General features: G+C 66.8%; 23 protein-coding genes. 13 read left to right on the top strand and 10 right to left on the bottom strand.

The annotated features are described in order from the left end of the window. The first annotated feature begins 1 nt into the window (after position 1). The 3 genes from uca to BMX93_RS07375 are packed head-to-tail and all read left to right on the top strand — an operon-like array spanning position 2 to position 6,011. Positions 2–3,646, top strand: coding sequence for an urea carboxylase (uca, locus tag BMX93_RS07385; RefSeq protein WP_177170117.1), 3,645 nt, complete (start codon positions 2–4; stop codon positions 3,644–3,646). Then, a complete protein-coding gene (gene atzF, locus BMX93_RS07380) occupies positions 3,643–5,328 on the top strand; it encodes an allophanate hydrolase (RefSeq protein WP_091969623.1) in 1,686 nt (561 codons plus the stop codon). Before uca ends, atzF begins: the two co-directional genes overlap by 4 nt. Positions 5,329–5,360: 32 nt before the next feature. Continuing rightward, the gene (locus BMX93_RS07375; protein ID WP_091969621.1) at positions 5,361–6,011 is read left to right on the top strand and encodes a TetR/AcrR family transcriptional regulator; all 651 of its coding nucleotides are present in this window, start codon (positions 5,361–5,363) and stop codon (positions 6,009–6,011) included. A 15-nt stretch (positions 6,012–6,026) separates the two neighbouring features. On the opposite strand, the gene BMX93_RS07370 is transcribed toward BMX93_RS07375, so the two are convergent. The 3 genes from BMX93_RS07370 to BMX93_RS07360 form a co-directional block, all read right to left on the bottom strand. After that, the gene (locus BMX93_RS07370) at positions 6,027–6,359 is read right to left on the bottom strand and encodes an antibiotic biosynthesis monooxygenase (RefSeq protein WP_091969619.1); all 333 of its coding nucleotides are present in this window, start codon (positions 6,357–6,359) and stop codon (positions 6,027–6,029) included. 143 nt (positions 6,360–6,502) lie between these two features. Next, positions 6,503–6,817 carry a PTS sugar transporter subunit IIB gene (locus BMX93_RS07365; protein WP_091969617.1) on the bottom strand — a complete coding sequence of 105 codons (315 nt, stop codon included), beginning with the start codon at positions 6,815–6,817 and terminating at the stop codon, positions 6,503–6,505. A gap of 2 nt (positions 6,818–6,819) precedes the next feature. Next, on the bottom strand, positions 6,820–7,218 hold the full coding sequence (locus tag BMX93_RS07360; protein WP_177170116.1) for a PTS lactose/cellobiose transporter subunit IIA: 399 nt from the start codon (positions 7,216–7,218) through the stop codon (positions 6,820–6,822). Positions 7,219–7,547: 329 nt separating this feature from the next. Here BMX93_RS07360 and BMX93_RS12905 point away from each other — a divergent pair, with 329 nt between their 5' ends. Both BMX93_RS12905 and BMX93_RS07355 read left to right on the top strand, forming a co-directional pair. Then, entirely contained in the window at positions 7,548–7,700 is a 153-nt protein-coding gene (locus BMX93_RS12905; protein ID WP_177170115.1) for a hypothetical protein, read from the top strand. 49 nt (positions 7,701–7,749) lie between these two features. Further along, positions 7,750–8,601, top strand: a complete 852-nt coding sequence (locus BMX93_RS07355) for a CHAD domain-containing protein (RefSeq protein WP_091969613.1) — start codon at positions 7,750–7,752, stop codon at positions 8,599–8,601. A gap of 146 nt (positions 8,602–8,747) precedes the next feature. On the opposite strand, the gene BMX93_RS07350 is transcribed toward BMX93_RS07355, so the two are convergent. Genes BMX93_RS07350 through BMX93_RS07330 form a run of 5 tightly spaced genes read right to left on the bottom strand, consistent with a single transcriptional unit; the run spans position 8,748 to position 12,546 of the window. After that, positions 8,748–10,112 carry a sensor histidine kinase gene (locus tag BMX93_RS07350; RefSeq protein ID WP_245725784.1) on the bottom strand — a complete coding sequence of 455 codons (1,365 nt, stop codon included), beginning with the start codon at positions 10,110–10,112 and terminating at the stop codon, positions 8,748–8,750. Between the two features lie 56 nt (positions 10,113–10,168). After that, positions 10,169–10,855: a response regulator transcription factor gene (locus tag BMX93_RS07345; protein WP_281245653.1), complete on the bottom strand. Its 687-nt coding sequence runs from the start codon at positions 10,853–10,855 to the stop codon at positions 10,169–10,171. A gap of 12 nt (positions 10,856–10,867) precedes the next feature. Further along, positions 10,868–11,620 carry a type 1 glutamine amidotransferase family protein gene (locus BMX93_RS07340; RefSeq protein WP_091969609.1) on the bottom strand — a complete coding sequence of 251 codons (753 nt, stop codon included), beginning with the start codon at positions 11,618–11,620 and terminating at the stop codon, positions 10,868–10,870. Between the two features lie 9 nt (positions 11,621–11,629). Beyond that, positions 11,630–12,106, bottom strand: a complete 477-nt coding sequence (locus BMX93_RS07335; protein WP_218139261.1) for a low molecular weight protein-tyrosine-phosphatase — start codon at positions 12,104–12,106, stop codon at positions 11,630–11,632. After that, positions 12,103–12,546 (bottom strand): phage holin family protein, encoded by a 444-nt coding sequence (locus tag BMX93_RS07330; protein ID WP_245725783.1) that lies wholly within the window; start codon positions 12,544–12,546, stop codon positions 12,103–12,105. Before BMX93_RS07330 ends, BMX93_RS07335 begins: the two co-directional genes overlap by 4 nt. Here BMX93_RS07330 and argF point away from each other — a divergent pair. The 4 genes from argF to alr all read left to right on the top strand — a co-directional run bounded on the left by argF (position 12,545) and on the right by alr (position 16,132). Then, on the top strand, positions 12,545–13,549 hold the full coding sequence (gene argF / locus BMX93_RS07325) for an ornithine carbamoyltransferase (RefSeq protein ID WP_091969607.1): 1,005 nt from the start codon (positions 12,545–12,547) through the stop codon (positions 13,547–13,549). The two genes, BMX93_RS07330 and argF, sit on opposite strands and share 2 nt — an antisense overlap. A 4-nt stretch (positions 13,550–13,553) precedes the next feature. Continuing rightward, entirely contained in the window at positions 13,554–14,156 is a 603-nt protein-coding gene (locus tag BMX93_RS07320; protein WP_091969605.1) for a mismatch-specific DNA-glycosylase, read from the top strand. A 118-nt stretch (positions 14,157–14,274) separates the two neighbouring features. Then, entirely contained in the window at positions 14,275–14,904 is a 630-nt protein-coding gene (locus tag BMX93_RS07315; protein ID WP_091969604.1) for a TM7S3/TM198-like domain-containing protein, read from the top strand. 73 nt (positions 14,905–14,977) lie between these two features. Beyond that, positions 14,978–16,132, top strand: a complete 1,155-nt coding sequence (alr, locus tag BMX93_RS07310; protein WP_091969719.1) for an alanine racemase — start codon at positions 14,978–14,980, stop codon at positions 16,130–16,132. 40 nt (positions 16,133–16,172) lie between these two features. Here the strand turns inward: alr and BMX93_RS07305 are convergent, their stop codons facing one another. Beyond that, positions 16,173–16,895: an EcsC family protein gene (locus BMX93_RS07305; RefSeq protein WP_091969602.1), complete on the bottom strand. Its 723-nt coding sequence runs from the start codon at positions 16,893–16,895 to the stop codon at positions 16,173–16,175. 216 nt (positions 16,896–17,111) lie between these two features. On the opposite strand from BMX93_RS07305, the gene BMX93_RS07300 reads away from it, so the two are divergent. From BMX93_RS07300 to BMX93_RS07285, 4 genes are all read left to right on the top strand, one after another. Next, a complete protein-coding gene (locus tag BMX93_RS07300; RefSeq protein WP_091969600.1) occupies positions 17,112–18,398 on the top strand; it encodes a citrate synthase in 1,287 nt (428 codons plus the stop codon). Positions 18,399–18,575: 177 nt separating this feature from the next. Continuing rightward, on the top strand, positions 18,576–19,196 hold the full coding sequence (locus BMX93_RS13440) for a LysM peptidoglycan-binding domain-containing protein (RefSeq protein ID WP_091969598.1): 621 nt from the start codon (positions 18,576–18,578) through the stop codon (positions 19,194–19,196). A 182-nt stretch (positions 19,197–19,378) separates the two neighbouring features. Beyond that, a complete protein-coding gene (gene aat / locus BMX93_RS07290) occupies positions 19,379–20,104 on the top strand; it encodes a leucyl/phenylalanyl-tRNA--protein transferase (protein WP_091969596.1) in 726 nt (241 codons plus the stop codon). Continuing rightward, positions 20,097–20,960, top strand: coding sequence for a DNA-formamidopyrimidine glycosylase family protein (locus BMX93_RS07285; protein ID WP_091969717.1), 864 nt, complete (start codon positions 20,097–20,099; stop codon positions 20,958–20,960). The genes aat and BMX93_RS07285 overlap by 8 nt, the downstream gene beginning before the upstream one ends. Before the next feature lie 11 nt (positions 20,961–20,971). Here BMX93_RS07285 and BMX93_RS07280 read toward each other — a convergent pair whose 3' ends face one another. Further along, entirely contained in the window at positions 20,972–21,478 is a 507-nt protein-coding gene (locus BMX93_RS07280; protein WP_091969594.1) for a hypothetical protein, read from the bottom strand. Positions 21,479–21,550: the final 72 nt, after the last annotated feature.

Genomic DNA, 21,550 nt, shown 5'->3' with positions numbered 1-21,550 from the left:
GATGATGCAGAAGGTTCTCATTGCCAACCGCGGCGAGATCAGCCGTCGCATTATCCGCGCCGCACGTGCACTCGGTGTCGACACCGTTGCGGTCTACTCGGATGCGGATTGCGGCGCCCAATTCGTCCGTGAGGCCGATGAGGCGGTGCGGATCGGTCCAGCTTCAGCGGCGCAGTCCTATCTCAATCACGAGGCCATTCTGGCTGCGGCTGCCCAGACCGGTGCCACTCTTGTCCACCCCGGCTATGGCTTCCTCTCCGAGAACGCAGAGTTCGCCGAGCAGGTCGAGCGGGCCGGTCTGGTTTTCGTGGGGCCCGGCCCCGCCCAGATCCGTGGCTTCGGGGACAAGCACTCCGCACGCCAGCTCGCGCGAGCGGCCGGGGTCGCCTTGTTACCGGGTTCCGGCCTGTTGCACTCGGCCGAGGATGCGGTCCGCGAGGCCACTCGAACAGGGCTCCCGGTCATCGTGAAAGCGACCAATGGTGGCGGTGGAATCGGAATGCGTATCTGCCGCGACCTCTCCCAGGTCGCCGAGACATACCATGCCGTGCTCGAACAGGCAGCGCACAGCTTTGGGACAGGGGGCGTGTACCTGGAAAAGTACGTCGAGGCGGCCCGGCACATTGAGGTGCAGATCTTCGGCGATGGACGGGGTCGGGTGGCGGTGCTTGGTGACCGCGACTGCTCCTACCAGCGCCGCCATCAGAAGGTGATCGAAGAGTGCCCGGCGCCGGGGATCCCCGATGACGTGCGGCGTGAGATCCACCGAGCGGCCCGATCCTTGGCCGTTTCCGTGGACTACCGGTCTGCGGGAACCGTTGAGTTTGTCTATGACCCGGTAGCTCAGCGTGCCTTCTTCCTCGAGGTGAATACCCGTCTGCAGGTCGAGCATCCTGTCACTGAGGAAGTCTACGGAGTCGATGTGGTGGGGGCCATGCTGAGGCTCGCCATTGGCTCGACTGAGTCGTTGACAGACTTGGAGGAGAACGTCTTTGGAGTGGAACACGAGCCCCAGGGTCATGCCGTGGAGGCCCGAATCTATGCGGAGGACCCAGATCGGAATGGGGCCCCCAGCCCCGGTCGGCTCACCTACGTACAGTTCCCAGGACAGGGGTCACCGACCATTACCGGTGTGAGGGTGGAGAGCGGAGTTGAGACCGGCAGTGAGGTCAGCCCTCACTACGATCCGATGATCGCCAAGCTCATTGCCTGGGGCCCGACGCGTGAAGACGCCATTGATCTGTTCGGCGAAGCGGCTGCCGCATCGCGCGTGGATGGTGTGGTAACCAATCTGGCGATGGTGAGGGCGCTGATAGCCTCGGCGCAGTTCCGGGAGGTCACTCACTCGACGTCATCGCTGACGAGCACCCATGATCCACAGCCTCGCATTGAGGTGATTTCAGCGGGTACCTTCACTACAGTCCAGGACTGGCCCGGACGCTTGGGGCTGTGGCAGGTGGGTGTTCCGCCGAGCGGCCCGATGGACGAGGTCTCATTCCGGCTGGCGAACCGTGCGGTCGGGAATCCGGAGGGCGCCCCGGCTCTGGAGTGCACAGTGGAAGGTCCGACGCTGTATTTCCGTGAGGCTGCTGTCGTGTGTGTCACAGGCGCCGAGGTGCCGGTCAGTGCCGGAGAACAACAGCTCGCCATGTGGCGTCCCCTTCAGATTCCCGCGGGAACAACGCTGTCCATCGGCTCGCCGACGGATGCCGGTCTTCGCAGCTATCTGGCTGTCCGGGGTGGCATTGACGTGCCCCGCTATCTCGGCAGTGCATCGACATTCGTCCTGGGTCGTTTCGGTGGTCATGCCGGACGAGTCCTGCGCGCCTGTGATGTGCTGCGCCCGGGGTCGCCCGACTCAGCCGAACCACATCCGGCCTTCGCAGAGGGTTCGCTCATGGGGACTATTCCCGGGCCGATCGAACCTGCGGCGCGCCCCGCCATCGGCCACCACTGGGAACTCGCGGTCACTGAGGGCCCGCACGCTGCGCCGGAGTTCTTCACACGCAGCGACATCGATACGTTGTATGCGTCGGATTACACGGTGCACTTCAACTCCGACCGAACTGGGATTCGCCTGATCGGCCCAAGGCCCAGTTGGGGGCGTCCCGACGGGGGGGACGCCGGGCTGCATCCTTCCAATATCCATGACACGCCCTATGCGGTGGGGGCACTCGATTTCACGGGCGACACGCCCATCATCCTTGGTCCGGATGGTCCGAGTCTGGGCGGATTCGTCTGCCCGGCAGTGGTCGCGAGCAGTGATCTGTGGAAGCTGGGGCAGCTTCGTCCCGACGACACTGTCCGCTTCGTGCGTGTTGCAGAGCACCGTGCTGCCAGGCTCGATCCTGCTGACCGTACGGTGCCAGCCGGTGACCGAGACGACGATGATGGAGTACTCGGCCGGATTCCCGCCGAAGGGGGCCGACCTGAGGTCACCTACCGGCGCGATGGCGATGACAACGTGCTCGTGGAATATGGTCCCCAGGTCCTCGACATTGCACTGCGGATGCGTGTTCATGCGCTCATGGAGCGGGTAGCCGAGGCAGACCTGCCAGGCGTGATCGACGTGACACCAGGCATCCGCTCACTTCAGATCCACACCGACTCGTCGCGATTTCATGCCTCTGACATGGCCCGAGAGCTCCGAATTCTCGAGGGCACAATACCGGCCAGCGACGAACTCAGCGTCTCCTCCAGAACCGTGCATCTTCCCTTGTCGTGGGATGACCCGGCGACTCGGACAGCAATCAGTCGCTATATGAGCGGTGTTCGTGACGATGCACCCTGGTGCCCCTGGAACATCGAATTCATCCGGCGGATCAATGGCCTCGACAGCGTCGATGACGTCCATCGAATCGTCTTCGATGCCACATATCTCGTGCTCGGCCTGGGCGATGTGTACCTGGGAGCGCCGGTGGCCACACCGCTGGATCCACGTCACCGGCTCGTGACTACGAAATACAACCCCGCGAGGACCTGGACACCAGAGAACGCGGTGGGCATCGGTGGCGCCTATCTGTGCATCTACGGGATGGAGGGACCCGGGGGGTACCAGTTCATTGGTCGCACGACGCAGGTGTGGAACAGATATCGCCACAGCGGGATGTTCGAGGAACATCCTTGGGCATTGCGTTTCTTTGATCGCATTCGGTGGTACCCGGTGTCGGCGACGGAACTGCTTGATCTGCGAGCCCAAACAGAAGCCGGCCGAGCCACCTTCCAGGTCGAGGAGGGGACCTTCTCCATGAAGCAGTACCAGGCCTTTCTCGCCGAGAACGCCGGCTCGATCGATGCCTTCCGAGCCACCCAGCAGAGAGCCTTCCGCGCTGAGGAAGACAGGTGGCGGGCCGACGGCGAGTTCGACAGGCGGGTCGACCTCGAGCCTGTTGCAGCTGTCATTGACGAGACCGTACCCGAGGGACAGACCGCGGTGCGGGCGCCGTTCATGGCCAATGTGTGGAAGATCGACGTGCGCCCGGGCCAGCTTGTGGACGGCGGAGATGACCTTCTCTCGCTGGAGGCCATGAAGATGGAGAGCGCACTGCCAGCGCCCTGCGCGGGGAGGGTGGATCGGGTGCTCGTTGAACCCGGTACACAAGTCTCGGCTGGCCAGGTCCTCATGACTATCCAGGAGGCCGCATGAGTGGCAGCGCCAGGGCGCGAGTGGAGGCCTCGTTCTCCCGGATGCGTGAGGTCGATCGTCCCGAAATCTGGATTCACTTGGCGGAGCGCGATGAATTGCTTGCCCAGGCCGATCGGGTGGACGAGCTGTGTAGCGCGGGGGTTTGCCTGCCCCTCGCCGGGAGCGTGGTTGCCGTCAAGGACAACATCGATGTGAAGGGGATGCCCACGACAGCCGGTTGCCCGGGCTTTGCGTACCTGCCCCAGGAGGATGCAATGGTGGTGGCCAGGCTGCGCGCTCAGGGCGCGATCATCCTCGGCAAGACCAACCTCGATCAGTTCGCCACAGGTCTGGTGGGTACGCGCTCCCCCTATGGTCCGGTCCGCAATGCCTGGGACACCGATCGGATCTCGGGGGGATCGAGTTCGGGCTCGGCAGTTGCGGTCGCGCTCGGAATCGCCGATCTGGCCCTAGGCACCGACACCGCTGGTTCCGGTCGGGTTCCCGCAGCTCTCAATGGCATCGTCGGCATCAAGCCGACGCCAGGACTCATCCCAGTGGACGGCGTGGTGCCAGCCTGTCGCAGCATCGATTGCGTGACGGTCTTCGCTCGCGAGCTGAGTGCGGCGCGGCGTGCCGTCGAAGTGGCCCAAGGTCTCGACGCGGCGGACGACTCTGCCGCAGATGGTCGACCGGAGTCGGCGTTGGCGGCTCGTCCCCGACTGGCCGTGCCGACCAGACGCGCTCTTGGAGAACTCGCGGCGGGATGGGAAGAGGCCTTCGAAGGGGTTGTCGCCGGGTATCGCGCCAGCGGCGCACAGATCGAACGAGTGGACATCAGCCCAATGCTCGAGGCTGCCGAGATGCTCTACGGGAGCTCCTTCGTGGCCGAGCGGTATTCGGCTGTGGGCACCTTCATCGAGGAGCACCAGCAGGACATCGGCCGAGGTCTCGACTCGACGGTCTCGGGCATCATTCTCGCAGGGAAGCAACACCGCGCGTCACAACTGTTCGACGATCAGTCGCGACTGGCTGACCTTACCCGGCAAGCGCTTGCCCTGCTCGAGCCATTCGACGCCCTGCTTACGCCCACCACCGTCGGACATCCTACGATTGAGCAGGTGGAGAACGAGCCTGTGGCCCAGAACGCCCGACTCGGACGCTTTACCAACTTCGCGAACCTCATGGGCATGTGTGCCTTGGCTTTCCCGGCCGGAACCGTGGCGGGGCTTCCCTTCGGTGTCATGCTCACGGGGCGAGCTCTCGAGGACCGGAAGCTGGCCGAGCTCGCTCGGTTCCGCGACCGCCAGCCGGTCCGTCTCGTGGTCTTTGGCCTCCATCGCCTCGGGCAGCCGCTCAATCACGAGCTCGTTGCGGCTGGAGCCGATTTCTTGGGGCCGATCCACACCGCCCCGGCTTATCGCCTGCGTCTTCTCGCCGGTGAACCTGCTCGTCCAGGTCTTGTTGCGGCGGATCCTGGACAAGGGGTCAGTGTCGAAGGGGAGCTGTGGCAGTTGCCCATTGGCGCCTTGGGCGGCTTCCTCACAGGTTTGCCGGCGCCAATGACGCTCGGTGCGATCCAGCTGGCCGGCGGCGATTCGGCCATCGGCTTTCTCTGTACGGCACCCGCTACGGCCCTTGGCGTGGACATCAGCGGGTCTGGGGGCTGGCGTACCTGGGTGGGAGGCGATGCCACAGTATGAGCTGGCGGGGTGAGGCAGATAACCTGGCCTAGATGCCACAACACTCCAGTAATCCGGTAGGACGTCCCCGCGCCGTCCCTCGCGAGGACGCAACAGCGGACCCAAAAGAGGACATCCTCCGAGCTGCCGCCAGTCTGTTCGTCCGCCAGGGATTCGGCGGCACCTCGACGAGGGCCATCGCCGAGATAGCCGGTATGCGCCAGGCAACGCTCTACTACTACTTTTCCGGCAAGGACGATATCTTGCGAACGTTGCTCGCCGAAACAGTTCGCCCAAGCCTTGAGATGGCCAAGTCCTGGCGCGTCGCCCTCCGCGGTGGGCAGGACGCGGCCGTCGTTCTGTATCGGTTGATCGCCGAGGACACGCGCATTTTGAGGAGTGCGGGGCGGCAGGTGGGCGCACTCTATGCCCTGCCCGAAGTCTGGAGCGGCAACTATCCGGAGTTTGTCGAGGAGCACGCCGTGCTCGAGGGCATTTACTCCGAGGTCTGCGAGCTGCTGTTGGCTCGAACCGAGGTGACATTCGCCATTGAGGCCCGGCAACTCGGGCGGTTGTGCTGCCAGCTTGCCGAGAACGCCTACCTCTTCTCGGGTCCTGTGCAGACCGTTGCCGACACAATGGGCTGCCTGGGCTTGCGCCTCAACGGAGTCCCCGACGCGGCCGTAGAGTTCGCCCGGCGCTGAGCCAGCTGCCGGATCTCAGGCGCCGATCAGTTCCTCGTCCCAGCCGCGGCGCCTGTTGGCGATGACGGGTGCGGAACGCACCTGGGAGACGATGCGGTTGTCATAGGGCCCCACCAGTTCCTGGAAGCGCGCATAGTGGGGGCCGCAGGCGAATCCGGCGACCAGCCCGGACAGTGAATCCCACTGGATCTGCACATCGTAGGAATTGGCGGAGTCGAGGTTGCGCAGCACGCCGTACTGCTCGCAGTGCCCCGAGTTGTTGAGGGTTTCGCGGGCGGCTGACCAGGCCCGCTCGAAACCGGCAGCCTCGCCAGGCTGCAGTTCATAGCGTCGCTGTTCGATGATCATCCTCGTCATCCCATCTGATCGGGTACATCGCACACAGTGCACGGTGAAGATCACGAGAAAGGAAGGTAGGGGCAAACGGGCCGTGTGCACCGGGTGAACTCTCGTGTGAGCCGACCCGGCGCACGACACCGATCAGGAACAGCTCATGCGGACTGGGTGAGGCCGAGTGCCAGTTCGAGGATGGCATCGCCACGCACCAAACCGTAGTCAGTCATCGGGATGGCAGCCACCTTGATGCCCTTGGGTTCGAGAACCTCCCGAGCGTGGTCGAGCTCATAGGCGATCTGCGGGCCGAGGAGGGCCACATCGATGTCGCCCTTGTCTTCGTGGTCGAGGGCGCTCACCGGGCCGGACTCGATCTGCACATCGGCGCCGCGCTTCTCGGCTGCCTCCCGCAGGCTGCGCACCACCATCGCGGTCGAGATTCCGGCGGCGCAAAACAGTTTGATCTTGAGCATGGTCATTCCTCCAGAGGGATGGGATTGGCTGGGCTGGTCGCCAAACGGCGGTAGATGTCGAGGAAAACCTGGGCGTCCTCGATCATCGTGCTCGCCATCGACAGATGATCTTGGGCATGGATCAGCAGGATGTCAACGGGAAGCTGCTCACCGCGTGCATGGGCGGTGAGCGCCTCGGTCTGTACCTCATGACAGTCTGTGAGACGTGCTTCGGCGCGTTCCAGCAGGGTGCCCGCCTCGGCGAAATCACTGTGCTGTGACGCCCGGATCGACTGCACTGCCAGGCTGTGGGCCTCGCCGGCAAGGGCAATGATCCGGAATGAGAAGGTCGAGAGTTCGGACGTGGGGTTGTCAGGTTGTGACGATGCGCCTGCTGGCGCCCCTGACCTGCCGTCGTCCATGAGCCAGACTGTACTGGATGGGGGCATTGCTTGGCTCGAAGCACCCTTGACGACCCCTCGGGCGCGCCAGCAGCGACCGGCTCGTCGCCGGTACTCGCGCCCAGGGGGCCGCCCGCCCTGGCGCCCATCGCCGGATCCTTCCCGCCACACAGCGATGGCATCGCGAGGCAGCCGTGATCTGGCGGGCCGCGCGGGCCACCAGACCGTCGGGCAGTGGGTTGGCACCGCGATCGAGGGATCCTCGAACTATGACAGCCCGTCCAGGCACTGCGCGGTTCAGCGCGCTAGCCTGTGCGAGGTCGACGACGGATGGCGAGAAAGGTGCTGCGATGGCGTTCAGATTCGTGCCCGAGCAGACGCGTGCCCGCCGTGGCAAGCGCCGCGGTGGCCGAGGTGAGGGTCTCCCGGCGCTGGCCCTGCTGGCCATTGTGAGTGTGCTGTCGGCAGCAGTCGCCGGGGCGCTGCGCAATCGACCCTCATAGCGCGTGGCGGCTGCTGACGGACGGGCCACCGGTGCGCTTCACTGGACACATGGCCGACGCGAAACCAGACCGCTGTGCGCCACGCAGCGCCGGGCAGTTCGCGGCGCGCACCGTCGCGGAGCTCCTTGACACCGTCAACCAGCGCAGTGCCGAATGTCTGGACCGGCCAGGCGTCGAACCGGTACACGACTTGAGGGTCTCGCTGCGCAGGCTGCGCGCAGTGCTCTCCTTCTTCGATCCCCTGCTCGGCGAGAAGGTGGCGCTGGCCCGGGCCGAGATCCGTGAGCAGGCGCTCGATCTGGGGCAGCTGCGCGACATCGACGTCTTTCTCGAGCACCTGCGCGACGGCCTTGCACCGGTGCGCGACGACGAGGCGGACACGCTGCGGGAGGTGCTCGAGCGCCGCCGCGATGCACTGTCCGAGGAGATCGGTGAGCAGCTGGCCACCAGGGCTTGGCGCCGCCCCCTGGACCTAGTGCGGACCTCGGCGCGCTATCACCCGGGCAGGGGGCGCTCGGATGCGGCGGCCACATCGTTCGCGAGCCGCCGCCTCGACCGGTGGTGCGACCGGTGGCTGGTGTCATCCTCGGAGATGACGAAGCTGAACCCGCACGACCTGCACCGGGTGCGCATTCGGGCCAAGAAGCTGCGCTACGCCTGTGAGGTGAGCGCGGACCTGTACCCCGCGCAGGCGCAGAGCGCCACAGCGACCGTCGAGGCGTTCAAGGAGTTCCAGGACCTGCTGGGAGCCGCGAACGATGCCGCGACTGCTCGCCGGATCGTCCAGGACGCCGGCTGCGATCTTGTCGGGAGCCGCGTGCCCAAGGTCGACCTCGGCCGGGCCGGGGCCTTGCGGCAGGAGATCATCGACACGGGGCGGTTCTGGGCAGCCAGGCGTTGAAGATCGCCACCACCTACTCGGCGCGCGTGCCGTGGTGCCCGAGGATGGGCTGTGCCAGGGCAGCGATGACTGGGCCGAACAGGATGGTGACGAGGATGAGCATGGCTGAAGCCTGGTGTGTCCGCAGGTGATCCGGGAACAGCAGGCTAGCTGTACCCGCCCTCGTCGAGAGCTCCAGGCGGGGCCGGCGGCAGCGTCACCGTGAACAGCGCCCCTGCGCCCGGCACGTTCCCGGCACTGACCTGCCCCCCGTGGGCCTGGATGGTGTGCGCGACGATCGACAGTCCCAGCCCGGTTCCAGGAGTGTTGCGGGCCTTGTTCGAGCGGAAGAAGCGGTCGAAGATGTGCGGCAGGTCTTCTTCGGCGATGCCCGGTCCCTCGTCGGAGACGGTCAGGGTGCCGGCCACGAGCCGCACGTGCACAGTGCCGTGCTCAGGGCTGAACTTCACGGCGTTGTCCAGCAGATTCGTCACCGCCCGCTCCAGGGTGTCCGGCTCACCGACCACATAGTACGGCTGGGTGACCACGTCGAACTCGAGTCCGTTCCCTCGTCTCTTGGCCCGCGTCACGGCCTGGTTCACGACGTTGGCGAAGTCCAGGGGCTCGAGACTGGGGGTCACGACGTCGTCGCGGCTCAGCTGCACCAGATCGCCGACCAGTGAGCTGAACTCGCCCAGCTGGTCGGCAACATCCCCCAGGATCTCCGCCCGGGCGCCCGAGGGGAGCATCCCGGTCTTCTCGTCGGCCACGAGCAGTTCCACATTGGTGCGCATCGACGTGAGGGGAGTGCGCAGCTCGTGGCCGGCATCGGCGATGAGGCGTTGCTGACGGTGCCTGCTGGAGGCCAGTGAGTGCATCATCGTGTCGAAGCTTCGGGAGAGGTCACCCAGCTCGTCGGGGCGGGTGGAACCGATCGGCGCCAGGTCGTCGGTCTCGGTGACATGGGCCACAGCGTCGGAGAGCTGCCGCAGCGGGCGCATCACGGCACTGCCAAGCCGGTGGCCGGCGGCTGCACCGATGACGATGAAGGTGACGCCCAGCGCGATCATGATGGCCCGCAGCTGACCGAGCGTCTCCATGAGCGGCCCGAGCGGGCGTGCCAGCACCAGCGCGTAGGAACCATTGTCCTCGCTCTCCAAGGGCACGGCCACAAGGCGGTATGGCTCGTTGCCGGGGCCGAGCGTGACGGTGCGGGTGGACTTGCCGAAACCCAGCCGGGCGACCGCGATCTCGGCGGCCCCGGGCTGGATGGACACCGGCGCGTCCTGCATGCGCACAATGCTGTGGTCGGCTTTGACCAGCACGATGTTCACATTCGCAGCCCGCAGCGCCGAACTGTTGAGGCCGCCCATGCCCGAGATGTCGGATGCGATGGGACCAACCATGTACCCGGCGACATCCACCAGCTCGTCGTCGACCTCGTTGTACAGCGAGGCCCGGGTGGCGTAGTAGGCGGTGACGCCCACCACGAGCACGGCCAGAGCGATGACGGCAGCGGCGAGGCTGGCCAAGCGCTCCTGAAGGCTGTGGGCCGGCCGCAGAGCAAGGAGGCGGCGCCACACATCGATCACGGTGCGGATTCGCGCAGCACATAGCCGACGCCGCGCACGGTGTGAATGAGACGTGGTTCGTTGTTCTGCTCGGTCTTGCGGCGCAGATAGCCGATGTAGACCTCGAGTGAGTTCGCGGTGGTGGGGAAGTCGAATCCCCAGACTTCATTGAGCAGCCAGCCCCGTTCGAGCACCCGGCGAGGATGCGCCATGAAGGTCTGCAGCAGCGCGAATTCGGTTCGGGTCAGGCTGATGTGGCGCTCGCCTCGGATCACCTCGCGGGTCTGCGGGTCGAGGCTGAGATCTGCGAAGACCAGCCGTTCATTGCTCTGTTCCGGCTCGGGATGCTGACGGCGGGTCAGGGCCCGCAGTCGGGCCAGCAGCTCCTCGAGGCTGAATGGCTTGACCAGATAGTCATCGGCCCCGGCGTCCAGCCCGTCCACGCGGTCGCCGACCGCGTCGCGGGCAGTGAGGATGAGGATTGGCACGTCGTTGCCGTTGGAGCGCAGCATCTTCGTGGTCTCCAGGCCATCGAGCCGTGGCATCATGACGTCCATCACGACGGCGTCAGGGCGCGTCGTGGACAGCTTTGCGAGTGCTGCCAGCCCGTCGTCGGCCGTCTCCACCTCGTAGCCGCTGTAGTGCAGGGAGCGCACGAGGGAGTCGCGTACGGCTTGGTCGTCGTCAACCACCAGGATCTGCATAGTCATAGCTTGTCACCCAGCGGCGCCGAGGGGGGACGCCGGCGTGCCGCCGCTGACCGAAACACGGACCCGGACCTCGTTGCCGTCGCGATTGAGCCAGTGCACGGCACCGGCCCCCACGACCTCGGTATCGCCGCTGGAGGTGTCGACGACGAGTGCGGTGTCCTCGTCGATCGCGACGGCAGACGTGGCATGTCCGGCCAGCACGGTGGCGATGGCCCGTTCGAGAAGGTGCTGGGTGTTGGTGTGCACGTCGATCGAGGGGCCGACCAGGCCCAGGCCCTCGCGCACGGTCAGCTCGGTGCTTCCCTCGCCGGCCACCTCCGGCCCCACGGCCCGCCCGCGCCACTGCCAGCCGCTGGCGATGGCGCGCTTGGCGACCACCTGCGCACCCGCGCTGAACCCGAGATAGGCCAGGCCGCCACGCACGAGCCGCGAGATCGTCTCGCGATAGGGGGTGAGCGCGTCCAGATAGCCGGGGGTCCAGCCCCCGGCGATGATCAATCCGCCCAGTTCCTCGGGCTTCGCCGGCCAGTCGACTGCACCCTCGTCCTCGTCCACGAGCCAGATCGGTTCGATGAGTGCCTGCGGCCAGCGGGCGAGGATCGGGTCGGCATACATGTCGAGATAGCGCCCCGCCTCCGACTGCGCCCCGAGGATGGCGATCGCAACCCTCGGGCCACGCTGGCGCGCAGCCTCCACGAATCGGTCGATGACCGGCCCCGTCGCCTGTGAGGGGCCGCCTCCCACGAGATAGAGAGCCATGGGTCCAGCCTACCTATGGGCAACTTCGCGCACAGCAGTGACGATTCGTGCACTGGCGGCACGGATCGTGGCGAAGGTGCTCTCGAATTCGGCCGCGCCGCCGTACCAGGGGTCGGGCGTGTCGGTGCCCTGGCGGCCCTCGATGAAATCGGTGAGCAGATGGCAGCGTGCCGGATCGGCGCCCAGGGCGATCAGCTCGTCGAGCTGGCCGGCCTCCATCGCGATGATCAGTTCGGCATCCAGATCGTCGCGGCCCACCTGCCGGGCCCGGTGGCTGCCGACCGGATAGCCGTGGGAGCGCAGGCAGCGTGCGGCCCGGGGATCGAGGGGATTGCCCGCTTCCTCCCTGCTGAGCCCCGCCGAATCAACCCTTGCGGCCACCCCTGCCCGCTCCAGCTCGGTGCCCACCACCTGCTGGGCCATCGTCGAGCGGCAGATATTTCCCAGGCAGACGAACAGCACCCGGGGGCCGATGCGACCGCTCACCGGGATCGTCCGTAGTTGCGTCCAAGCACCATGGCGACCACAGAGATGATGAGCGCGCCGCCGAACGCGCTGTTCCAGTCCCTGACCTGCCAGCCCACGCCGAGCGCCGAGCAGATCGAACTGGTGGCCATGAGCAGGACGGCATTGATCACCCAGAGGAAAATGCCCAGGGTCATGATGATGAGGCAGGAGCCGAAGAAGGTCAGGATCGGCTTGACGAACGCGTTGAGCGCACCGAGCACCAGGGCCACGACGACAAGAGTGAACCCCTGCTGGACCACCGGATCGGAGGCGCGCAGGGTGATCCCCGGCAACAGCCAGCTCGCGGCGGCAACCGCCAGGGCATTGACCACTATTCGCCACAGCATGGTCCAAGCCTGCCAGTTGTTGCGGTGCGCTGCCGATAGGCTGGCGTTCTTGCCTGCAATGGAGGATTTCATGACGATTGATCTGGGTGGCCGCAGCTTCCTCAAGGAAGCCGATTTCACGCCGCAGGAGTGGGCGGGGCTGCTCGACCTGGCGAGCGAGCTGAAGGCCGCCAAGCGGGCCGGCACCGAGCGTCCCAGCCTTCTGGGACGCAATATCGCGCTGATCTTCGAGAAGACCTCTACGCGCACCCGCTGCGCCTTCGAGGTGGGCGCCCACGACCAGGGCGCGCACGTGACCTATCTCGACCCCGCCGGCTCCCAGCTCGGTCACAAGGAGTCGGTGAAGGACACCGCCCGGGTATTGGGACGGATGTTCGACGGCATCGAATATCGCGGCTTCGGCCAGGACCGCGTCGAGGAACTGGCCGCCTACGCCCACGTGCCGGTCTGGAACGGGCTGACCGACGAGTGGCACCCCACCCAGATGCTCGCGGACCAGCTGACCATGCGCGAGCACTCCGAGCGCCCACTGTCGGAGTTGTCGATCGCCTATGTCGGCGATGCCCGTTTCAACGAAGGAAACTCCACGCTGGTGGCATCGGCCCTGTCGGGCATGGATGTGCGCATCGTCGCTCCATCCTCTCTGCAGTGCTCCGAGCCGGTGCGCCAGACGGCCCAGCAGATCGCGGCGGAGACCGGCGCGAAGATCACCGTCACCGACTCCCTCGACGCGGTCGAGGGCGCCGACTTCGTCTCCACCGATGTCTGGGTGTCGATGGGCGAGTCCAAGCAGGTCTGGGCAGAGCGTATCGAGGCGCTGCGGGACTACCAGGTCAACGCCAGGCTGCTTGCCCGTACCGGGAATCCGCAGGTGAAGGTGCTGCACTGCCTGCCGGCCTTCCATGACCTGGGCACCGCCATCGGACGCGAGATCCACCAGTCCACCGGAATGACGGCCCTGGAGATCACCGACGAGGTCTTCGAGGCCAACGCCCAGGTGATCTTCGACGAGGCCGAGAACAGGATGCACACCATCAAGGCCGTCATGGTCGCCACCCTGGGCGCCCGGCACTGAGCCGATGCGCTTCACGCGAGCCGAACTCGAGAGCTTCCGCGGCGCGATGGTGCCCGATGTGCTGCCGGATCCGCTGCGGCTGCTGCTGGTGGGCATCAATCCCAGCCTGCTCTCCGCGGCAGTCGGCGCGCACTTCGCCCGGCCGGGCAATCGCTTCTATCCGGCCCTGGCGGCGGCGGGCATCATCTCGCGGGCCATCGATGTCTCGTCCGGATGGACGCCGCAGGCCCAGGCCGAGTTCGACCGGACGGGCGTGGGCATCACCAATCTCGTGCCCCAGGCCAGCGTCCGCGCCGACGAGCTGAGCCGGGCACAGCTGCGAGCCGGGGCGGAATCGCTCGCCCGGCTCGTATCCGGGCACCACCCGAAGGTCGTTGCGGTCCTCGGCGTGACCGCCTACCGGCAGGGCTTCGGCCGGCCCCATGCTGCAGTGGGCGAGCAGCCCGAGTCACTGTCCTGGTATGACGGCTCGGGTGCCAGCCGACTGTTCGTGCTGCCCAATCCAAGCGGGCTCAATGCCCACGAGACGGTCGCGAGCCTCGCACATGCCTATGGCGAGGCAGCCGATGCGGCGGGAATCGTCCGGCGTCCGGTCGGCTCACTGTGACCGCGGGCCGGCCGCACCGAGTGCGGACGCGATAATGGTCGTGGCTCGGTCACCGTGGCCGTTCGCCGGCCCACCCCGGCGGACCTGAGCCGAGGATGAACTCATCGCAGGAGCGGACATGACCAAGGATGTCGTCGTCGCGATACTCGCGCTGGTCATCGGCGCCCTCCTGGTCCTGCGGGGCTATCCGACGATGAGACTGACGATCAGCCTGTTCGGTGCCTTCGTGGGCTTCGTGCTCGGAGCGACGCTCGTGGCCTCCCAGACCGGCACGAGTTACCTGGCTGACATCCGCGGCTGGATCGGGGCCGTCCTCGCAGGGCTCGTGCTCGGGGCGCTGGCCTTCACCTTCTACCGGGTGGGTGTCACCGTGGGGCTCGCCGCGCTCGGCTATGCCATGACCACCCTGCTGCTCGCCGGCCTGGGCGTCACCACCGGCTGGCTGGTGCACGGCACCGGCTTGCTCGTCGCCGTGGTGCTGGTGATGCTCGCCATCGTCGTCGATCTGCCCGGAATGGTCATCGTCCTCGCCACCTCGCTCGCCGGGGCCGAGCTGGCGGTGTTCGGAGTGCGTCTGCTCACCAAGAACCTGGTGCTGGCGGAGCTTTCGGTGCGCGATCCCCAGGTGGGGCTGACCGGCTTCTGGTGGGTGCTGGCGATCGGATTGGCGCTGCTCGGGCTGTTCGTCCAGTACCGCTATCTGGTGATCGCGCACAGATCCTCGCGGGCGCAGTGGGTGAGCCGCTGAGCCTGACGACGACCTTCCGGGCGGCGGCATGGCGCGGGCTCGCATGGTGAAATCGCGGTGGAATGATGAGGCCATGTTGTACGCCACCCATCTCACGATCGATCTCGACGCCATCCGGCACAACGCCCGGGCGATCCGCACGAGGGTGGGGCATCGCCTGGTGCTGGCGGCCGTGAAGGCGGATGGCTATGGCCATGGTGCCGTCGAGATTGCCCGGCTGTTCGACCGTGAGGGCCTGGTGGACTGGCTGGGCGTCGCCACCGTTCCCGAGGCCATCGCCTTGCGCGAGGCAGGCATCGGGCTGCCGATCCTCAAGCTCTCGCATGCCTTCCCCGAGGAACTCCCAGCCGCACTCGATGCGCACCTGAGGCTGCCGGTGGTCGACGCGCAGTCGCTGGCCGAACTCGCCGCCGCCGCAGGCCGCCCCGGCGCCAGGCAACGCACTCGGGTTCATCTGGCCATCGACACCGGCATGCGCCGGATCGGCTGCGAGCCCTTTCAGACGGTGGAGCTCGCCCGCCGGATCGAGGAGGCCGGGCTCGAGCTCGAAGGCCTGTTCACCCATCTTCCGGTCTCCGACACCCCTGCCGGCCGCGAGTTCACCGAGCAGCAGCTGGCATTGTTCAGGAGCACTGTCGCAGCGGTCCAGGAAGACCGTGCTGCCCGGGGCCTTGCCCCAGTGCCCCTCGTGCACGGCGCCAGCTCGGCTGCGGCCATGAGCCATGACCTCGGTGGGCTCACCATGGTGCGCCCCGGCATCGTCCTCTACGGCCTGTACCCCGATCCCGCCACCCCGCGCACCATCGCGCTGCGCCCGGCGATGACCATGAGCTCGCGAGTCAGCATGGTCAAGCGGATCGGTGCCGGTGACACAGTGGGCTATGGACGTACCTGGAGCGCGCCCACCGACCGCTGGATCGCGACCGTCCCGGTGGGCTATGCCGACGGCTTCAACCGGCTCAACTCCAACCGCGGACGGATGCTCATCAACGGCCGGAGCTTCCCGGTGGCCGGGCGGGTGTGCATGGACCAGACCATGCTCGACCTGGGTGAGTCAGCCGAGCACGGAGTGCACCGCGGCGATCGGGTTACGGTCATGGGACGCGACGGTGACGAGTTCATCGGGTGCGATGAGCTGGCTGGTCTGGCCGGCACCATCAACTACGAGGTGACCAGTGTGATCCCCCCGCGGGTGAGGCGCCACTATGTGGACGCCGCCGCGCGCTGAGGGCGGGCGGCGTCTCGTCGGTGTGCGGGCGAGCTGGGGATCATTCGCCGTGGGGCTGGCCGGCCGCCTGGCTGGGCCGGCGCGCCACGAACTGGTGACGGGCATAGTCGGCGACGGCGAAGGTGGTCCACGAGTCGGTGGCCAGGCCCACGCCGCCACCGATCACCGGGATCCGCTTGCCGACGATGGCCACCGTCTGCTTCCCACTGGTGCGGGCCAGCAGGCTGGCCAGCACCTGCTCGGCGATCTGCTGTTCGAGATGGGCGTCCGAGACCGGTGCGGTGGCCACTCCCTGGGGGGTACTGGGCAGCTTCCCGCTGCCCACCAGATCCTCCACTGCACGCCGGCCGAGCAGGGTCATCCAGATCGCCTCGCGCACCCGCAGATCGTCCAGGTCGTAGCCGCGCAGATGGGCGATGGATGCGACGAGACGGGTCTGTAGCACGGCAACGCCGGCGAGATTGGCGGGCACCGCGATGACCGTCGTGACGAGCCCTCCCAGATTGGTGACGAAGCCCTGTGCCCCAGCGAGGGCGGTATGGCTGCGCACCAGGGACCAGATGGCCGCCTCGACGTCCCCGGTCTTGTTCTCGAGCGTCCTGCCGGCTGCGTGGCGGGCACCGGGCAGGAAGCTCACACCGTCAATCGCCAGATCGGCGAGCCTGCGCAGCGCGGCGGCTGCGGGTCCCGGTGCGATGGCAGGGGCTATGGACACGACGGCACTCCCAATGGAACCGATGGTGGATTTCTTGAAGAAGGACATAGAACCTCCTGTCGGTGCTTCAAAGGTAGCCGCCCACCCGCTCGACCTCCCATGCCGGCCACCCGGAGTGCCCCCTGAGGGGCGCGCCGCCATGTGAAAAATGGCCCTGCCTGCCGGGCGGAGGCACGACAATGAGGGGCGAATACCCCCGCGGGCCCGTTTCGTGCGTCCCGCGCCCGGCAAATGCACGGCTGCGCTGTAGTGAGGAGATTTGTGATGGGCCAAACCGCGAGCTTGCAGGTGGACGGAAAGATCTACGAATTGCCGATCGTGGAGGGAGCCAATGGCGACCGGGCGATCGACATCAGTTCCCTGCGCCGTGACGCAGATCTCATCACCCTCGACGAGGGCTATTGCAACACCGGTTCCTGTCGTTCGGCAATCACCTACATCGACGGCGAGAAGGGAATCCTGTGTCACCGCGGGATCCCGATCGAGGAGCTGGCTGAGCACTCGGACTTCATCGAGACCGCCTTCCTCATCATCTACGGGCATCTGCCCAGCGAATCCGAGCGCGATGTTTTCAGCGAGCTGCTCACCGACAACGCGGCACTGCACACCACTATGCGCCGGCACTATGCGGCCTTCCCCGAGCGTGCCCACCCGATGGCGATTCTCTCGGCAATGATCAATGCCCTATCGGCCCACGACCGTCCCAAGATCGATCCGGGTGACGATGCGACCTTCGAGAAGTACGCGGCCAACCTCATGAGCAAGGTGCGCACCATCGCCGCGGGCTCCTACAAGACCTCGATCGGCCAGCCGCTCATCTATCCGCGCAGCGATCTCCTCTACGCCGAGAACTTCTTGCACATGATGTTCTCGGTGCCCTATCACGAGTACGAGCTCAAGCCGGAGATGGTCAAGGCGCTCGACCTGTTCTGGCTGCTGCACGCCGACCACGAGCAGAACTGCTCCACCTCGACGGTGCGGATGGTGGCCTCGGGCGAGGCGAATCTCTACGCCGCCTGCTCGGCCGGGGTGGTGGCGCTGTGGGGCTCACGCCATGGCGGTGCCAACACCGGCGTGATCCAGATGCTCCAGCACATGCGCCGCGAGAAGATCAGTCCCGAGGACTTCGTGCGCACGGTCAAGGATCGGAGCAGCTCCGTGCGGTTGATGGGCTTCGGCCACCGGGTCTACCGCAGCGTCGATCCGCGCGCGCGCATCCTGAAGCAGGCCGCCGAAGACCTGCTGGCAGCTCTCGACGTCGTCGACCCGCTGCTCGAGCTGGCCCAGGAGCTTGCCGAGGTGGCGCTGGCGGATGACTACTTCATCGAGCGACGGCTGTACCCGAACGTGGACTTCTACTCGGGGATCATCCTGCGTGCCCTGGGCATCCCGCTGAACATGTTCACGGTGATGTTCGCCATCGGGCGGATGCCCGGCTGGATCGCCAACTGGCGCGAGATCCACAACAACCCGAAGACCCGCATCTACCGGCCTCGCCAGATCTACACCGGGGAGGTGGGGCGCAGCTGGCGCCCGATCGAGGAACGCTGAGCTGGGCCGCCGTAGGGCCGTCGAGCAGGGTGTCCGTTTGGTGAGACATGGGTGAGAACTGTCAAGATTTCACAGAATCGGCTGTGACAAGGGGTGACGTGGTCCCCCGTGCAGCTCAACTGAGAAGTTCCCGGCTCAAGCTTGGAATTTCTCAGGTTTTGGTTCAGGATAGTGCCCATGGCAAAGACACTTACTCGAATCGCTTCCGTCGCGGCGGCCGCTGCCCTGGCCGGCGGCGTCAGCGCGACCCTCGCGTCGAATGCGTCGGCCGACTCAGTGAACTGGGACGCCATCGCACAATGCGAGTCCGGTGGCAACTGGTCCATCAACACGGGCAACGGCTTCGCCGGTGGCCTGCAGTTCACGCCCAGCACTTGGGCTGCCTACGGCGGCACTGGCTCAGCGCAGAATGCGTCTCGCGAACAGCAGATCGCGGTCGCCGAGCGAGTCCTGGCTGGCCAGGGTATCGGCGCATGGCCCGTCTGCGGCGCGCAGGGCGGTTCGTCCCAGAATTACTCGGGCACGAACACTCAGGGCGCTGTCCAGACGCAGTCCGCCGCTCCGAAGCAGAGCTATACCCCGAAGTACGCTGCTTCCAGCTCGGACGACAGCCAGGCGACCACGAGCACCTACACCGCCACCCGCGCCGCCACCGGCACCTACACCGTCCGTCCCGGCGACACGCTCGGCTCCATCGCGTCCGCCAATGGCACGACCTGGCAGGAGCTGTTCGCCCTGAACTCCTCCACCATCGCCGACGCGAACCTCATCTACGCCGGCCAGGTCATCAACATCTGATCGCAGCCGGGCCTTCCGGCCCGGTTCCCCACTTCTCACCGAAGCCCCGCAGCGCACGCTGCGGGGCTTCCTGATGTCCTGGGCTTCCTGATGTCCGCGGCCCCTCAGGTCCGGGGGTTTCCGGGCCCCCACCTCGCAGACCTCATCTGTGAGCTCTCTGCGCGCGGTGCCAGACTGGAGTCATGATCGATCACGCCTTCGGTCCCGTCGAAGGGTGGCCGGACCAGGACCTGATCGGCTTCAGCAGCACTCTCGATGTCGACATCACGCTGGCGGGCTATACCTCGGGGCTGTTCCCCATGCCCTTGCACGAGTCCGGCTACCAGGGCATGTGCTGGTGGTCACCGCTGCGCCGCGGCATCATCCGAGCCGGCGAGCTGGCTGTGCGGCGCAGCCTTCGCAAGACGGCCAAGCGCTACGCGACCACCATCGACACCGCCTTCGAACGGGTCATCGCGGCCTGTGCCGATCCGCGGCGTCCCGGTGGCTGGATCGACGAGCAGATCACCGCGGTGTACACCACCTTGTTCGAGCAGGGGCAGGCACACAGCGTCGAGACCTGGGACGCCGCCGGGCGCCTGGTCGGCGGGCTGTACGGCGTTGCGCTCGGCGGCCTGTTCGCCGGGGAGTCCATGTTCCACGACCCACGCCATGGCCGCGACGCCTCGAAGGTGGCGCTCGTGCGCCTGATGTCCGAGCTTGTCGGCGACGGAACCCGCAGCCCGCTGCTCGACGTGCAGTGGCTCACCCCCCATCTGGCCAGCATGGGGGCCACCGAGATCTCCCGCGAGCGCTATCTGGAGATGCTCGGCGATGCCCTGGACGCCCCCGACCTGGACTGGCCTCGCGAAGTCGACACCCGACGGCGTGGATATGGGCACTGGCCGCCCGAGGCTCACGATGCCTGAGCTGCCACAGGTTGAGGCACTTGCGCGCTTCCTGGGGAAACAGCTGGCGGGCACCACGCTCACCCACGCCGAGGTGGTGTCCATCAGCGCCCTCAAGACCTTCGAGCACGACCCCGCGGACCTGATCGGGCACCCGATCGGTGCGGTCGTGCGGCACGGGAAGTTCGTCGACGTCGCCGTGCCTCCCCTGCACCTGGTTTTCCATCTGGCACGGGCAGGCTGGCTGGTCTGGCATGAGCAGCGCCCCACGCGCCGACCCCGGGGCCGAGCGGGCCACCTCGCGGTGCGCATCGGGGTGGACAGCGGCGCGGGCTTCGACCTCATCGAGGCCGGCACCCAGCATCGGCTCGCGGCATACATCGTCGAGTCCCCCCAGCAGGTCCCCGGCGTGGCCGCGCTGGGCATCGATCCGCTCAGTCCCCAGTTCACCCTCGCTGTGCTTGCCGGACTCCTGAGCTCTGCGGGCCGGGCACAGCTCAAGGGTGTGCTGCGCAATCAGGGGGTGATCGCCGGCATCGGCAATGCCTACAGCGACGAGATTCTGCACGCCGCGCGGCTGGGCCCGTTCACGCCGGCCGCCAGTCTCGATGGCCGCAGGTGCGAGGACCTGTACCGGGCGATCCGCGAAGTCCTGCTCGAGGCACTCGCCAGCGCGCGGGACCAGAGCCCGGACAAGCTCAAGGCCGGCAAGCGGGCGACCCTGCGTATCCATGGCCGCACCGGCGAACCGTGCCCGGTCTGTGCGACGCCGATTGCCGAGGTCAGTTTCGCCGACTCCTCATTGCAGTACTGCCCGCACTGTCAGACGGGCGACAGGGTGCTCGCCGATCGCAGGATGAGCCGACTGCTCACCTGAGCCGAGGCCGCTCAGTGCCCCAGCTCGCGTGGGCGGTGCTGCTCGCGGGAGGGCGAGTGAATGGCGAACAGCACTGCCGCGATGCCGGCCCAGCAGACGATCATTCCGAGCAACCCTGCGGTGGAGGCTATTCCGGTGAGCGGTATGGCGAAGACCAGGGTGAGAACCAGCTCACGGGTCCTGGCCTTCTCGGCGGCCCGCTCGCCAATGATGCGTTGCTGACGCACATACTCGCTCTCCTGCCAGCGCTGCGCCGTCACGGCGTCCACCCTGGTCATGAACGAGTCGACCACCTCCTTCTGCCATTGCGGCCCCATCTCGAGATAGGAGTCGAGGGCAGCCTGCGCATCCCGCCGCTCGTCGAGGGGGTGGCCAGCGGCTGGGTGGCCGAACGCCGGATGTCTCTCGCCATCGCCGGCAGCCCCGGCCGAGCCGTGCGAGGGGTGGGCGCCCGGGGGACTGCTGGGAGGACGGCTGGGGATGCCCTCGGAGGGATCGTGGCCGGCTGGCAGGGACATGCCACGATTGTGCCAGCATGGACGCCGTGTTCGGGGTCGGACTCCGCGATGTCCCCGCGCTTGCGGTCGCGC

Source organism: Propionibacterium cyclohexanicum (genome assembly GCF_900111365.1).
Taxonomy (GTDB): Bacteria; Actinomycetota; Actinomycetes; order Propionibacteriales; family Propionibacteriaceae; genus Propionibacterium; species Propionibacterium cyclohexanicum.
Note: the sequence above shows the minus strand (reverse complement) of the source record. Positions and strands in the feature narration are given on the sequence as shown.

Coding starts and splice junctions, on each gene's coding strand:
- BMX93_RS07300 (WP_091969600.1), top strand. CDS start 17,112: ATGGGCCAAACCGCGAGCTTGCAGGTGGACGGAAAGATCTACGAATTG.
- argF (WP_091969607.1), top strand. CDS start 12,545: ATGACGATTGATCTGGGTGGCCGCAGCTTCCTCAAGGAAGCCGATTTC.
- BMX93_RS07360 (WP_177170116.1), bottom strand. CDS start 7,218: ATGGACGACGGCAGGTCAGGGGCGCCAGCAGGCGCATCGTCACAACCT.
- BMX93_RS07345 (WP_281245653.1), bottom strand. CDS start 10,855: ATGCAGATCCTGGTGGTTGACGACGACCAAGCCGTACGCGACTCCCTC.
- alr (WP_091969719.1), top strand. CDS start 14,978: ATGTTGTACGCCACCCATCTCACGATCGATCTCGACGCCATCCGGCAC.
- BMX93_RS13440 (WP_091969598.1), top strand. CDS start 18,576: ATGGCAAAGACACTTACTCGAATCGCTTCCGTCGCGGCGGCCGCTGCC.
- atzF (WP_091969623.1), top strand. CDS start 3,643: ATGAGTGGCAGCGCCAGGGCGCGAGTGGAGGCCTCGTTCTCCCGGATG.
- BMX93_RS07365 (WP_091969617.1), bottom strand. CDS start 6,817: ATGCTCAAGATCAAACTGTTTTGCGCCGCCGGAATCTCGACCGCGATG.
- BMX93_RS07320 (WP_091969605.1), top strand. CDS start 13,554: ATGCGCTTCACGCGAGCCGAACTCGAGAGCTTCCGCGGCGCGATGGTG.
- BMX93_RS07340 (WP_091969609.1), bottom strand. CDS start 11,620: ATGGCTCTCTATCTCGTGGGAGGCGGCCCCTCACAGGCGACGGGGCCG.
- BMX93_RS07370 (WP_091969619.1), bottom strand. CDS start 6,359: ATGATCATCGAACAGCGACGCTATGAACTGCAGCCTGGCGAGGCTGCC.
- BMX93_RS07280 (WP_091969594.1), bottom strand. CDS start 21,478: ATGTCCCTGCCAGCCGGCCACGATCCCTCCGAGGGCATCCCCAGCCGT.
- BMX93_RS07330 (WP_245725783.1), bottom strand. CDS start 12,546: ATGAAATCCTCCATTGCAGGCAAGAACGCCAGCCTATCGGCAGCGCAC.
- BMX93_RS07355 (WP_091969613.1), top strand. CDS start 7,750: ATGGCCGACGCGAAACCAGACCGCTGTGCGCCACGCAGCGCCGGGCAG.
- BMX93_RS07375 (WP_091969621.1), top strand. CDS start 5,361: ATGCCACAACACTCCAGTAATCCGGTAGGACGTCCCCGCGCCGTCCCT.
- BMX93_RS07305 (WP_091969602.1), bottom strand. CDS start 16,895: ATGTCCTTCTTCAAGAAATCCACCATCGGTTCCATTGGGAGTGCCGTC.
- BMX93_RS07285 (WP_091969717.1), top strand. CDS start 20,097: ATGCCTGAGCTGCCACAGGTTGAGGCACTTGCGCGCTTCCTGGGGAAA.
- aat (WP_091969596.1), top strand. CDS start 19,379: ATGATCGATCACGCCTTCGGTCCCGTCGAAGGGTGGCCGGACCAGGAC.
- BMX93_RS12905 (WP_177170115.1), top strand. CDS start 7,548: ATGGCGTTCAGATTCGTGCCCGAGCAGACGCGTGCCCGCCGTGGCAAG.
- uca (WP_177170117.1), top strand. CDS start 2: ATGATGCAGAAGGTTCTCATTGCCAACCGCGGCGAGATCAGCCGTCGC.
- BMX93_RS07315 (WP_091969604.1), top strand. CDS start 14,275: ATGACCAAGGATGTCGTCGTCGCGATACTCGCGCTGGTCATCGGCGCC.